At 60.7% G+C, this 14124-nt stretch carries 12 protein-coding genes; 11 read left to right on the top strand and 1 reads right to left on the bottom strand.

Annotated elements, in window-relative coordinates; translation table 11 throughout:
- Positions 1 to 76: 76 nt before the first annotated feature.
- Entirely contained in the window at positions 77 to 742 is a 666-nt protein-coding gene (locus tag HMPREF2605_RS04990; protein WP_239664196.1) for a M23 family metallopeptidase, read from the bottom strand.
- A gap of 448 nt (positions 743 to 1190) precedes the next feature.
- On the opposite strand from HMPREF2605_RS04990, the gene rpsB reads away from it, so the two are divergent.
- The 11 genes from rpsB (at position 1191) to HMPREF2605_RS04935 (ending at position 14089) form a co-directional block, all read left to right on the top strand.
- Complete coding sequence (rpsB, locus tag HMPREF2605_RS04985) at positions 1191 to 1988, top strand: 30S ribosomal protein S2 (protein ID WP_005507063.1); 798 nt, start codon at positions 1191 to 1193, stop codon at positions 1986 to 1988.
- Between the two features lie 153 nt (positions 1989 to 2141).
- Entirely contained in the window at positions 2142 to 2972 is an 831-nt protein-coding gene (tsf, locus tag HMPREF2605_RS04980; RefSeq protein WP_005507065.1) for a translation elongation factor Ts, read from the top strand.
- Positions 2973 to 3167: 195 nt separating this feature from the next.
- Entirely contained in the window at positions 3168 to 3911 is a 744-nt protein-coding gene (gene pyrH, locus HMPREF2605_RS04975) for a UMP kinase (RefSeq protein WP_005507067.1), read from the top strand.
- Between the two features lie 294 nt (positions 3912 to 4205).
- A complete protein-coding gene (gene frr, locus HMPREF2605_RS04970) occupies positions 4206 to 4763 on the top strand; it encodes a ribosome recycling factor (RefSeq protein ID WP_005507069.1) in 558 nt (185 codons plus the stop codon).
- Positions 4764 to 4770: 7 nt separating this feature from the next.
- Positions 4771 to 5679, top strand: coding sequence for a phosphatidate cytidylyltransferase (locus HMPREF2605_RS04965; protein ID WP_070847201.1), 909 nt, complete (start codon positions 4771 to 4773; stop codon positions 5677 to 5679).
- A gap of 218 nt (positions 5680 to 5897) precedes the next feature.
- Positions 5898 to 6485 (top strand): cell division protein DivIVA, encoded by a 588-nt coding sequence (locus HMPREF2605_RS04960; RefSeq protein WP_070847199.1) that lies wholly within the window; start codon positions 5898 to 5900, stop codon positions 6483 to 6485.
- Between the two features lie 120 nt (positions 6486 to 6605).
- Positions 6606 to 7931, top strand: a complete 1326-nt coding sequence (dxr, locus tag HMPREF2605_RS04955; protein ID WP_070847198.1) for a 1-deoxy-D-xylulose-5-phosphate reductoisomerase — start codon at positions 6606 to 6608, stop codon at positions 7929 to 7931.
- 233 nt (positions 7932 to 8164) lie between these two features.
- Complete coding sequence (locus HMPREF2605_RS04950; RefSeq protein WP_049348864.1) at positions 8165 to 9019, top strand: hypothetical protein; 855 nt, start codon at positions 8165 to 8167, stop codon at positions 9017 to 9019.
- A gap of 211 nt (positions 9020 to 9230) precedes the next feature.
- Complete coding sequence (locus HMPREF2605_RS04945; protein WP_049341686.1) at positions 9231 to 10421, top strand: efflux RND transporter periplasmic adaptor subunit; 1191 nt, start codon at positions 9231 to 9233, stop codon at positions 10419 to 10421.
- A gap of 9 nt (positions 10422 to 10430) precedes the next feature.
- Entirely contained in the window at positions 10431 to 12479 is a 2049-nt protein-coding gene (locus HMPREF2605_RS04940; RefSeq protein WP_070847196.1) for an ABC transporter ATP-binding protein/permease, read from the top strand.
- A gap of 254 nt (positions 12480 to 12733) precedes the next feature.
- Positions 12734 to 14089 (top strand): M50 family metallopeptidase, encoded by a 1356-nt coding sequence (locus tag HMPREF2605_RS04935; protein ID WP_049328003.1) that lies wholly within the window; start codon positions 12734 to 12736, stop codon positions 14087 to 14089.
- Positions 14090 to 14124 lie beyond the last annotated feature (35 nt).

Here is a 14124-nt window from a genome sequence, read left to right as displayed (position 1 = left end):
GTGGCCCGTTGCCTCCTTTTGGGGAGGTGACGGGCCACAGCCGTACCCAATGACTGCCAGCGCGAGTACTCGCCACCTAATATCCACCCGGCACGGGTAGCAGAATGCTTGGTTCCTTCGAGCCCAGCAGGCTCATGGGGTTGATGTACTCGGCTTCCTTGCCGCTGCCGTCCCCGCGGGCGCCTCCCTGGCGTACGCCCCAGTACAGGCACGGAGTGGAGCACCGCCGGTAGGGGCGCTCGCTGTTGCCGCCTGCCGTGACTGCGACGGTGCCGATGACCTCACCGGCTGCAACGGTGGTGCCGGCCGGGAGTGCCTCGTCCATGGGTTCGAAGGTGCTGCGCCGCCCATCCGGATGCGCAATGACCAGCACTTTGCGGTTGACGACCGTGCCGCTGAACACCACTTTGCCGGGTGCCGGTGCGTAGACGCGCCGGTCGTGTTCGGGCACGGCGAGGTCTACGCCGCGATGCCCGGCACTCCAGCGTTGGGCGGGCTTCTCAAAGGGATGGATTACCCGCGGTCTGGAGGTGGCGGTGGGGGAGCGGTAGCGTAGCCGGCTCACGGCGAGCTCAACGGTAGTGGGAGCCTCCGCACTGTCGGGAACATGCGCACTTGAGGCGGCACCGTCTGCAAAACCAGCCCCGCCCGTCAAGCCATCTCCACCCGCGCACACGAGCGCACCCAGCAGGCAGCACGCCACCAGCACCGCGTGCCGCAACGCGGACTCTAAACTTTTCATGTTCTTCTTCATCTTCTGAGCACATCACGAATCGCCCCGCCCCGCAGGGCCTCGCGAAAAATTGTGGATAACTCCGCCCTTTGCGCCTTAAAATCCGTTATCCACAGTGCCCCCGCACACACCCGAACCGCCCGCGCAGGTTTTAACCCCGATCCGGCGGATTAATCGCGGAATATACGGTACAATGTCGTATTGCAGTGTGCCTGCGCGGGTATTCTCCCTCTTCGAGGGGGTTCCGCACAGTATCACTGACGACGCGCGGCGTGAGCGGCATCCTCACACGGGGAGCCGATAAGGGACCTTCGGTCCACCCACACGGGGTGGTTAGGGCCTGAGCTGAACGGGCAACCGTGAACGCTAACCGCCGCCAGGAAAAACTGATAACTACTATGCGCGCGTTGGGCTAGCCCGAATGGGAGGTCCGCGCGGCACCACAAAAGGAGACGACATGCCCGTCGTAACTATGCGTGAAATGCTGGACTCCGGCGTTCACTTCGGTCACCAGACCCGCCGTTGGAACCCCAAGATGAAGCGTTTCATCCTGACCGAGCGCAACGGCATCTACATCATCGACCTGCAGCAGTCCCTCGCCTTCATCGACAAGGCATACGAGGCTGTTAAGTCGACCGTCGCACACGGTGGCAACATCCTGTTCGTGGGTACCAAGAAGCAGGCTCAGGAAGTTATCGCTGAGCAGGCAACCCGCGTGAACATGCCCTACGTGAACCACCGCTGGCTCGGTGGTATGCTGACCAACTTCAGCACCATCTCCAAGAGCATCGAGCGCATGAAGGAACTCGAGCAGATTGACTTCGACGATGTAGCAGGTTCTCGCTACACCAAGAAGGAACTGCTCCTCATGCGTCGCGAGTTCGAGAAGCTCGAGAAGACCCTCGGCGGTATCCGCAACCTGTCCAAGGTTCCCTCCCTCCTGTGGGTTGTTGACACCAAGAAGGAGCACCTGGCAGTTAACGAGGCTCAGAAGCTGGGCATCCCCGTTGTTGCTATCCTCGACACCAACTGCGACCCCGACGAGGTTGCTTTCCCGATCCCCGGTAACGACGACGCTATCCGCTCCGTCAACCTGCTCACCCGCGTGATTGCTGACGCAGTGGCAGCCGGCCTGATCGAGCGCAACGCTAAGAAGAACGGCAAGGCTGAAGCAGCTGAGGAGCCCATGGCAGCTTGGGAGCGCGAGCTCCTGGAGCAGCACGAGGCTGCAAAGGCTGAAGAGGCAGCTAAGTAAGCTTTCTTAGCCCACTAAGCTTTATGCTTTGTGGCCCCCGCCTGTGGGGACCACGTTCGGACGGCGCCCGCCCTGACCTGGGCGCGGCGCCGTCCGCCATTTGTACCACCGGGATGTCATCCCGATTTATTACAGCAACACAAGGAGTTCACAATGGCGAACTACACCGCAGCAGACATCAAGGCACTGCGCGAGAAGACCGGCGCAGGTATGCTCGACGTCAAGAAGGCTCTGGACGAGGCTAACGGCGACCAGCAGAAGGCTGCCGAGATCATCCGCGTTAAGGGTCTGAAGGGCATCACCAAGCGCGAGGGCCGCGCAACCGCTGAGGGCCTGGTAGCTGCACGCGTTGAGAACGGCGTTGGCTACATGATCGAGGTCAACTCTGAGACCGACTTCGTGGCAAAGTCCGACCCCTTCATCGCTTTCGGCCAGAACGTGCTCGAGGCTGCTATTGCTGCTGACGCTTCCACCCTGGAAGAGCTGCAGGCTGCATCCTACGAGGGCAAGACCGTTGAGGAGCTGACCACCGACGCTGGTGCACTGCTCGGCGAGAAGATCGTTGTCCGCCGCGTTGCACGCGTTGAGGGCGAGAACGTTGCAGTTTACCTGCACAAGACCTCCAAGGACCTGCCCGCACAGGTTGGCGTTCTGCTGGCTGTCTCCGGTGAGAACACCGACGAGATCGCACACGACGTTGCAGTGCACATTGCTGCAATGAGCCCCAAGTACCTGGATTCCGAGTCCATCCCCGCAGACCAGATCGAGACCGAGAAGCGCGTTGCTCGCGAGACCGCAATCGCTGAGGGCAAGCCCGAGAAGATTCTGGACAAGATCGTTGAGGGTCGCCTGAAGGGCTTCTTCAAGGAGAACACCCTGCTGGATCAGGACTTCGCAAAGGACTCCAAGAAGTCTGTTGCACAGGTTCTGTCCGAGGCTGGCGCAACCGCAACCGCATTCGCACGTTTCCGCGTGGGTGCATAAGGACTCGCTGCAGTTCTACCCTCCCGTATTACGGGTTCCCGGTAAGGGAAATCGTATGAGGTTGGGATTATAGACTGAAGCCGGGTAGTCACCAGTGGTGGCTACCCGGCTTTGCTGTATCCTTGATAAGGACTAGGCGGCAGGAGCCCGCCCAAATCACCCATAACAATCCCTAGGTAAGCCACTGGAGGAACCATGACTGAAGCGAATCCCCGCCCGATGCACCGTGACGAGACCGGCCGCCGCCGCGTTTTGCTCAAGCTTTCCGGTGAGGTTTTTGGTGGCGGTGAAGTTGGTATTTCGACCGAGGTCGTGCGCAGCATCGCTAAGCAGATCGCCGCAACTGTTGGCGAGGTTGAGACCTCCATCGTGATTGGTGGCGGCAACTTCTTCCGTGGTGCTGAGCTTTCTCAGGCGGGTATGGACCGCTCCCGTGCAGATTACATGGGTATGCTCGGCACCGTGATGAACTCCCTGGCTCTGCAGGACTTCCTGGAGCAGGAGGGTATTGACACCCGCGTTCAGTCCGCTATCACCATGCCGCAGGTTGCTGAGACTTACATTCCTCGCCGCGCGATCCGCCACATGCAGAAGGATCGCGTCGTGATCTTCGGTGCTGGTGCGGGTCTGCCCTACTTCTCCACCGACACTGTGGCTGCGCAGCGTGCTCTGGAAATCCACGCGGATGAGGTTCTGGTCGCTAAGAACGGCGTGGACGGCATCTACACTGCTGACCCGAACAAGGACCCCAACGCTGAGCGCCTGTACAACCTCACCTACGATGAGGCTATGCAGCGCAACATCCGCGTGCTGGATCAGACCGCGTTCTCCCTGTGCCGCGACAACAACGTGACCATGCGCGTGTTCGGTATGCAGGGCGAGGGCAACGTGACCCGCGCAATCCTGGGCGAGAAGATGGGTACCCTCGTTACTCGCTAAAACCTAAATTTTAGGTTGGGGCATGCCTGATGCCCCCTCTGATTGTGACCGTGCTCGATAGCGCGGACTTATTCTGGACGGTACCGCGCGGGTAAGCGCTAAAACTCGCTTATGCCCGCCGGTACCGTCTAGACTTATATCAAATACGACGTTCTGCCTCTTTCCCGCCGACTTCGCGTTATTCCTAAGGTTTTTGCCTCGGATGCGCCGTGGATCGGTGGGGAATCATGAGGGCTGAGCGTGCGCCCACCGACAATTCTGATACCCCAGAATTCCGACAAAGGAGATCCTTTCGTGATCGAAGAAATCCTTGCCGAAGCCGGCGAGAAGATGGAAAAGACCATCGAAGCAACCAAGACTGAGTTCGCTAAGGTCCGCACCGGTCGTGTGAACCCCGCAATCTTCAGCGGCCTGACCGCAGAGTACTACGGTGCACCGACCCCGCTGCAGCAGCTGGTGTCCTTCAACGTTGAGGACGCACGTACCGTCAAGATTGTTCCCTTCGACGTGACCGCACTGGCAGCTATCGAGAAGGCTCTGCGCGACTCCGACCTGGGTGTTAACCCCAGCAACGACGGTGCAGCTATCCGCGTGGTCATGCCCGAAATGACCGCTGAGCGCCGTAAGGAATACACCAAGCTCGTCAACCACAAGGCTGAAGAGTCCCGTGTCTCCATCCGTAACGTCCGCCGCCACGCTAAGACCGCTATCGACAAGCTGGTCAAGGATAGCGAAATCGGTGAGGACGAAGGCGCACGCGCCGAGAAGGAACTGGACGCACTGACCAAGAAGCACATCGACCAGGTCGACGCACTGTACAAGCACAAGGAAGCTGAACTGCTCGAGGTCTAAACCCCAAATGAGTGCACGCAAAGAAGCGAAAGAAGAGAGAGGCGCGCCGCCGGCTCCACAGTCGAGCCCGCAGGCGGCGGTAACCCCCGTGAAGTCGCGTAGCGCCAAAGCAGGCCGTAACCTGCCCGCCGCCATTGGCGTGGGTGTTGGTTTCGGTGTGCTGTTGGTGCTTGGCCTAATCTACCAGCCGATTTTTGTGGCGGTTGCAGCTGCTGCGGCTGGCCTGGGCGCCTGGGAGATTGGGCACGTGCTCAACACCCGCCGCGGCTACGGCATCCCGGAATACCTGCTGGGTGGCCTGTCTGGCGCGATTGTGGCGGTGTCTTACCTGTTCGGTTTTACCGGTCTGGGCATCGCCCTGGCGGTGAGCCTGCTGGTGCTGCTGCTCTCTTCTGCTCTCGTGCGTGCGGACCGTCAGGTCTCACTGGGTAAGTCTTTGAGCGGCAGCGCCCTCGCCCTGCTGTGGGTGCCGCTGATGCTGGGTATTGCCATGGTCTACTTCCAGACGGACCACGGCGAGCGCGGCGTCCTCATGATTCTGCTGATGGCCATCTGCAATGACACGTTCGGCTTTATTGCCGGCGTGAATTGGGGTAAGCACCCGATGGCGCCGAAGATCTCCCCGAAGAAGAGCTGGGAGGGCCTGGCTGGTTCCTTCGTCGGCTCGGCGGTGGTTGGTGCTATCGCCTTGGCGGTCATGGGTTCGCCCTGGTATTGGGCTATTCCGCTGGCTGCGGTCATGGTAGTCGCTTCGACTGCCGGTGACCTGGTGGAGTCCGTGTTCAAGCGCCGTATGGGTGTGAAGGACATGTCGAATATCCTGCCCGGTCACGGCGGCATGATGGATCGCCTGGACTCGATTCTTTTCGCTGCGGCGGCTGGTTGCCTGATTTTCCGGTTTATTATGCCGCTCTAAAGCTTCAAGCTTTTATCGCTCGGAGGCGGGGCGTTTCTTCCCACAGGTGGGGGAGGGGCGCCCCGCCTTTGCTGTATCCGGCTTTGCTGTACCCGCTGAATAGGGGGCGCAGAAGTCAGGAAAGCAAGGGACTATATCTAAGACACCGCCCGCCAACCTTGCGTCAGGTAGCCTGCGCATTGGTATTCTTAAAGTTCAATCGTCGAGAGGAGCCCACTTTGGCAAGTACCACCCGCGGAGGCGGATTTGCCCGTGCCGGAGAAACCGAACCCGGCTACAAGCGTAGTGAAGTAGACCGCCTGTTCACCCGCCTCGCCGAGGACTACGAGAAGCTTAGCGGAGCCTCCGAACTGCCCGAAGACCTCTACACCTCCCGACGAATCCGCCAGGTCGTCTTCCGTGAAGAACCCGGCGGCTACCAGCTGGACGTGGTCGACCGCGCCCTCGAAAAGATTGAGGAACGCTTCGCCAAGCTCGAACGTAGCCGCTACATTGAGGCGTACGGCCTGGACAACTGGGAACGCTCCCTCGTGGAGACCGGCGAGTTGCTCGCAGGCCGCCTGGAACGCCCCGCCGGTGAGCGTTTCCGCCGCCCCAGCAAGCGCCGCCACATGGGCTACTTCGTCGGCGATGTGGACGCCATCTGCGACCGCGTGTACGCCCAGCTCAACAGCGAAGAGCCGCTGGACCCCTCCGTGGTGCGCCACGCAAAGTTCCGCCCCGCCTCGGGCACCGTCAGCTACGAGGAATCGCAGGTGGATGCTTTCCTGGACCGCTGCATTGAGCTTCTGCAGGATTTGCTCTAAAACGTATGCGTTGAATCCCCCGCCCCGTACGACAGGGTGGGGGATTCTTCTATGCTGAGGACAACCCTAAACGCAGGCGTATGCCTGAACGTACCCGCGAGCTCATGAGACACTAGAACCATGAAGTTTGGATCCTCAGCACGCGTCGGCGGCAGCCGCGACCGCCTCACCGACGCCCTCACAGAACTCACCCGCGCACCGCAGCGCGTCACTCTCCTCGGCTCGACCGGCTCCATCGGCACCCAAGCCATGGAGGTCATCGACCACCTCGCCGCGCTCAAGGGCACCAGCGCCTCCGCCGCCGACGCACCGCTGAAGGTCGTCGCCCTCTCCGCAGGCTCCCGATCCCTCGAACTGCTCGCACGCCAGGCAGTGCACGTGCGCGCCGAACTGGTCGCCACCAGCGGCACCGCAGAAGACGCACAGCGCCTCCGCGAACTCATCGAAGCGGCAGCCTCCGAAGCAGGAGCCACCGGCTACACCCCGCAGATCGCCCACGGCGCCGAAGCCTCCGTACAGGCGGCAGCGCACCCGGCAGACACCGTCCTGAACGGCATCACCGGCTCCATCGGCCTGGAACCGACCCTCACCGCCCTCAACAGCGGCTACCGCGTGGCACTCGCCAACAAGGAATCCCTCATCGCAGGCGGCCCGCTCGTACGCGCCGCCGTGGACGCATCGCCCCTGGACACCCCCATGGTGCCCGTCGACTCGGAGCACTCCGCCCTTGCGCAGGCGCTCGCCTCCGGAACCGACGCTGAAATTGACCGCCTCATCCTCACCGCATCGGGCGGCCCGTTCCGCGGCTACAAGCGCGAACAGCTGCACGACGTGACCCCCGCGCAGGCGCTCGCACACCCCACCTGGGACATGGGCCTGGTTGTCACCACCAACTCGGCCACCATGGTTAACAAGGCACTCGAAGTGCTCGAGGCGCACCACTTGTTCGGCGTGGACCTGGACCGTATTGACGTGGCGGTTCATCCGCAGTCCGTCGTGCACTCTATGGTGCAGTTCGTGGACGGCTCCACCATCGCGCAGGCGTCGCCGCCGAGCATGGTTCTGCCCATCGCACTGGGTCTGACTTGGCCGCACCGCATCCCCGGCGCGGTACCCGCGTGCGACTGGTCGAAGGCGGCATCCTGGACTTTTGAGCCGCTGGACGAGGAAGCATTCCCCGCCGTGCGCATGATTAAGGACGCCGGCAAGGTCGGCGGCACCCACCCGGCAGTGTTCAACGCCGCCAATGAGGAAGCCGTGGCGGCATTCCACGCGGGCGCGATTCGCTTTACCGACATTGTCGATTCGGTGGCGCGCGTGCTGGAGGAGCACACCGGCAGCGCCGAGGCGGTCTCTGACGCTGATTTGACGCTGGAGGCTGTGTTGAACGCGGAGCGTTGGGCTCGCGTTCGTGCGAATGAGCTGCTGGGTATGTCCGGACGCTAGTCGCTTCTGAGGGGCGGTGTTCGTCCTCGTTCCTACAGGGGCACCCGCCCTCGCTTCGCTTCGGGCACCCTGATGTCACTACGGACGACACCGCCCCTCCGCGCCCCCTTGCCTCCCCCCCCCCGGCGCATAGTAGGCTAGTGTTCAAAATATGTTCTCTCTAGGGCAAACAACAAAGACCCCTCGAACGAGTGAACAAAGATGCAGCATATATTTCACGAGGAAGTGCCCCTATGCGTCGACCGAACACCCTACGAACCCTCGCCGGGGCTATACTCCCGCTGACCCTGTTGCTTAGCTCCTGCGCATCCGGGCAGCCCAGTGCCGACTCCTCGGCGTCCGCTAACGCTGAGAAGGCGTATAGCGCCTCCAAGAGCCCCGATAGTCAAGCTATCGAAAAAGTGGAGAACCTCGCCTCACTTTCTGACAACGTTGTTCGTGCCTACCAGCGTTCCCTGAGCCAGTGCATGGCTGAACGAGGATTCCCGAACTACAAGGTTCCTGCAGGAGAAACTGAAATCCCGCTGCTACAGACCGCTGGTTTCGAACCTCTCACCGTCGCGGATGCCCGCGCTCGCGGATACAAAGAGCGCTGGTCTTTGGTAACTGCTGAGCTGGAAGAGCAGAGCCGCACTATGAGCGACGCTGAAATGCAGGCTCTTAACGGTACTGAAGGAAAGGGCGGTTGCCAGCAAGAAGCCACCCGCGTAGTCTTCGGTTCAGAAGAATCCCGTGCGATCATAAAAAAGGTCAACGTCACTGCGGTTCACTACCTTAACAACGACGCAATCTTCAAAGATCTTGGGCCTGCCACCGAGAAGTGGGCACAGTGCATGAAGGAACGCTTCGGAGGCGACTACACGTCTCCGGATATGGCTCGTGAACAGTACCGCCAGAACAACCAAGACACCCACGAACTGGCGATCAACGATGCGACCTGCCGCGAAGCAACCGGGCTAGATGCAGAACAGCGAAAGATGGCTATCGCTTACCTGAGTTCCTTCCTCGAAAAGGAGCAGGGCCTCATCGAGCAGGTGACCACGATCAAGAAAACTGCTGAAGAAAACGCCCGAAAGATTCTGAGCTAATCCTCCGGACTAATCAGACCGGGCTATCCAGACCGGACTAACCAGAACAGGCGTACAGAGTAGCTGCAACGGCTATACCTCGTCACAGCGTATTGTGCCCGGCACGTATCCCCGTGCCGGGCACAAACTAACCCCACACGGCATCGCCGCCCCTAAGCCCAAACGGCACAGACAATAGCGTTCCCGTACGCGCACCCAAAGAAGGGACACCATGAGCGCCACCCCCACCCGCCAGAAGAAAACCCTCTGGCTCTACGGCATTATCGCCCTGCTTCTCATCATCACCGTGGGTACGCTCATCAGCGCCCAAAACATCAAAACCACCGCCCAGAAAGACGCAGAAGCGGCACCCCCGGACCCCTCCACCATCACCGCCACGGTCACCCGCGAAAAACTACGCACCACCGTGCCCCTGACCTGCACCGCGAACTACGCCACCTCAACCCCGCTACGCTACAGCGGCGAAGGACAGTACACCGCAATCACCATCAAACACGGTGACACCGTCGGCAACGGAACCCTCATCGCAGAAGTCAACGGTGAACCTCTCATCACCCTCACCGGCGGCTTCGCGCTCTACCGCGATCTCAAACTCGATGATAGCGGCCCCGACGCCGCACTCCTCAACGAGGCACTGACCGCCATGGGACGTCAGGGCCCGCAGCCCGCGCGCATTACCGAAGACACCTACGAGGCTCTCAACAACCTCCTCGACAGCCTCGGCTACGCGCACGTCAAGACTGACCAGCCCATTCCCGCCCGCTACTTCCTCATCATCAACCGTGCCGGACTCGTCACCGGCAACCCCCGCGCAACCGGCGCTATCGCGGACGGTCCCGTAGCCACCATCGCAGAAGGTAACAAGACTCTCAGCTGCACCGGAACCACCGGCAGGCTCACCCCCGAAGCTCGTAGCGGTCAGAAGGTAACCGTGCCCTCCCTCGGCGATACTGAGTACGTCGCAACCCTCGGCTACAAGAACACTTCTGAAGCTGCTGGCGCCGCAGGCAACAGCCAGGCCGGTCGCCAGGCTAATGGTGCAGAAGGCGCAGCTGGCTCCAACCTCAACGGCGTAGCCGGTGCGGCAGGAGGCACCGAAGGCGAACGCATCCTCACCCTCGACGTAGGGGATAAGGCGGACAGCCTCCGAGGTTCCGTCAACGCGGAACTCACCCTCGAAGAAACCCCCGAAACGCACCTGGTTGTGCCCTCATCGGCGCTCTACACCCGTGACGGACAGACCCGAGTCATCGTGCTCGGCCCCGAAAGCTCCAACGGATCGAAGGCCCGCGAAGAACGCGAGGTAACCGTTACCGTCATCAGCAACGCCAATGGCAAGAACGCCGTCACCGGTGACCTGCACGAAGGCGACAGCGTCAAAATCATGCGCGAGAAAAAGTAGGGAGTAGCCATGACTGACTCCCGCGCTGCTCACGCGCACCCACCAGCCTATAGCGTCGATATTCAGGGAGTGTCCCAGCACTTTATGCAGGGTGACACTCGAATTGACGTGCTCAAAAATATTGACCTGAAAGTCCGCTACGGAGAAGTCGTCGCAATCCTGGGACCGTCCGGCAGCGGCAAATCAACCCTGCTGAACATCCTCGGTCTGCTCAGCACGCCCGCCTCCGGCAGCTACCTGCTGGACGGTACAGACACCGCAACCTTCAACGCGGCACAGCGAGCTGAAGCGCGCCTGGACAGCATCGGTTTCGTCTTCCAGGCGTTCCACCTCATCGAGCATAAGAACGTGTACCGCAACGTTGAGCTACCGCTCATCTACCGTGGTGTCCCCAAGGCAGAACGAGCGCAACGGGTTGCGGATACTCTCGCCCTGCTGGGGCTGAGCCACCGAACGGATGCACCCATCACCACTCTCTCAGGCGGTGAAAAGCAGCGTGTGGCTATTGCTCGTGCGCTCATTGGGGAACCGGCGTTGCTGCTCTGTGATGAGCCGACCGGCTCGCTGGATGAAGAGCTCACCCGTGAAGTGATTGACCTGCTCCGCGAATGTACGGGCGATCAGCAAAGCACGATTGTGATTACCCACGACCCGCTCGTGGCGGAGCACTGCGACCGGGTGCTGCGCATGCACGAGGGGCAGCTCATCGAGCAGAAAGCGCCGCAGCAGGAAGAAACGACCGCTCGTGAGCTTCTGAACCAGCCTAGCTTTACTGAGGAACAAGCATCTAAGCCGCAGGGGAGCGGGCGTGCACCCTGGGCGCTCGCCTCCCTCAAAGAAGCGTGGGACGCTACCGTTCACCGGGTGAGGCGCAATATCTTCACCATGCTTGGTGTGGTTCTGGGTATCGCTTCGCTTGTGCTGACCGTTGGTCTGACCGCCACCATTTCTGGGCAGCTGGCGGACAGCTTCGACATTTTTAGAGCTAAGCACCTGACGATAAGCTCGACCCGAACCGAATCCATGAGCCGGGCTGAACTATTGAGCCTGGCGGCAAGTGAGAACTACCGGCGTGTTAGCCAGCTGAACGGAGTGACCGGTACCGCGCTGGTGGATCAGCTGTATGAATCCGCAGATATTCAGCGCGGCCCAGACAACTTCGGTGAGCGCGGCGCGAACGTGACGGCTGCTGTCCTTGCGGCAACCCCCAGCATCTTTAGCGTGCAGGGTCATGAACTGGTGTGGGGTCGCACCTTCGATGAGGGGCACGTGGAGCGTAACGATAAGGTCGTGGTGCTCAGCGAAAGCGTGATGCGCCAGCTTGCGCTGCCCTATAGCCCCGGAGTTACGGTCTATATTCACGATGAGCCGTACACCGTCATCGGTGTGGTGCGGGAGAATCCCTCGCTGACTCTGTCGTACGGTTCGGTCTACCTGCCTCTGGGCGCGAAGCCTGGTGCCGATGTTGAAGAAGCGCAGCCCGCTGCCGGTGGCGGTGCCGCTGCGGCGCAGACCGGTAAGCGTTCCACTCAGATTGTGGTGAGTACTGTTGCCGGTGCCGCAAACCAGATTGCGGAGGAAGCACCGTACGCGCTCTCGCCGGAACGTCCCGCCCTGTATAGCGTGAGTGTTCCGCCGGAGCCGAAGACCCTTCGTGAGGCTGTCGACCAGCAGCAACGCACCATGCTTCTAGCCATGAGCGTTATTACCCTCGTAATTGGTGCGATGGGCATTATGAATACGTTCTTGGTTGCGGTGATGGAGCGTCGCCGTGAGGTTGGTTTGCGTCTGGCTATTGGTATGCGCCCTTCGGGTATTCTGTTGCAGTTCTCGGCGGAGGCGCTGCTGACCGGCATCCTGGGCGCTGTGGCTGGTATTGTGCTGGCGGTTAACGGCATCTCGATTGTGTCTTTGATGAACCGTTGGACGCCGATTATTAGTGCCGACACTATTCTGCTGGGCCTGGGCGCTGGTGCGCTGGTTGGTGTGTTGGCTGGTCTGTACCCGGCGGCGAAGGCTTCGCGTATTGATCCGGCTCAGACCCTGGCGGCCGGATAGTCTCGTTGAGTAGGTGCTGAGGGGCGGTGTCGTCCGTAGTGACATCAGGGTGCCCGAAGCGAAGCGAGGGCGGGTGCCCCTGTAGGAACGAGGACGAACACCGTCCCTCCACATGCCCGCACCTCACCGGAGGAAGGGTATAGCGTACCCACCCACACCGTCCTGCATAGTCACATGAGGCGGGGGAGGGCGCCTTCACAGGCTAAGCGAGTATCCTAGAAGCTTCGTATCCCCGAACCGAAACGAGAAAAAGCGTGGAAATCCTGCTGTACGCTGTGGGCATTATCCTCATGGCAATCGCTATTGCCGTCTCGATTGCCCTGCACGAGGTGGGGCATCTGGTGCCCGCGAAGCTGTTCAATGTGCGCGTTCCGCAGTACATGATTGGCTTCGGTAAGACCGTGTTCTCTTTCCGCCGCGGCGAGACCGAGTACGGTTTCAAGGCGATCCCGTTGGGCGGTTACATTTCGATGATTGGCATGTACCCGCCGAGCCCTGCTGAGGTGAAGGAACACCATGAGGAGGGCCATTCGGGCAGTACCAGCCCGTTTGCGTCCTTGGCTGAGGAGGCTCGTGCGGCGGATGCTGAGCGCCTGAAGCCCGGTGATGAGGACCGCCTGTTCTATAAGTTGCCGGTGCTCAAGCGCATGGTGATTATGCTGGGTGGCCCGACCATGAACCTGCTGATTGGTGTGGTGTGTACTGCTGTGCTGATTTGTGGTTTTGGTACGGCGCAGGTGACGAATAAGGTGTCGGCGGTGTCTGAGTGCGTGCCGAGCGTGAATGTTACTCATGATTCGATTAGCTATGGCGAGTGTACGGATAAGTCCACTCCGTCGCCTGCGAAGGCTGCTGGTGTGCAGGTGGGTGACCGTGTGGTTGCTGTGAATGGTGCGTCGACGGGTTCGTGGGAGGCTGTGTCTTCGGCGATTCGTGCGGCGGGTTCTCATCCGAGCACTTTGACGGTGGAGCGTAATGGTCAGCGTCTGGATTTGTCGGTGACTCCGGTTGAGATGATCCGCCCGGTTTCTGATGGTAAGGGCCAGTATGCGCGTGCCGCTGATGGCTCGATTGCGACGACTCGCGGCGGTTTTGTGGGTGTTTCCCCGTCGAGTGAGTTGGTGCCCGGTTCTATTACTGAGGTGCCTGCGATGGTGGGCGATACGCTTTCTCGTGTGGGTTCTTCGATGCTTTCGCTGCCGCAGCGTGTGTGGGAGCTGACGGTGACCCTGGTGACCGGTGGTGAGCGTAGTGTTGAGTCGCCGGTGTCTGTGGTGGGTGTGAGCCGTATTGCCGGTGAGGTGACGGCTACTGATCGTATTGATGTGAAGGCGAAGGCTGCGATGTTGGTCTCGCTGGTGGCGAATATGAATTTGATGCTTTTTGCGTTTAACCTGATTCCGCTTCTGCCTCTGGATGGTGGCCACGTGTTGGGTGCGCTCTGGGAGGGTGTGCGTCGTTTCTTTGCGCGTTTGACTGGGCGTAAGGATCCGGGTCCGTTTGATCCGGTGAAGTTGTTGCCGTTGACGTATGTGGTGGCGGGCGCGTTTATTGTGATGTCTGTCATTCTGATTGTGGCGGATATTGTTAAGCCCATCACCCTGTTTTAGTGTGTTGTTGCACGCGGTAAGGGTACCCGTATTAG

It is taken from the genome of Rothia sp. HMSC065C03 (genome assembly GCF_001837295.1).
Taxonomy (GTDB): Bacteria; Actinomycetota; Actinomycetes; order Actinomycetales; family Micrococcaceae; genus Rothia.
This window is presented reverse-complemented; position numbering and strand designations above follow the sequence as displayed.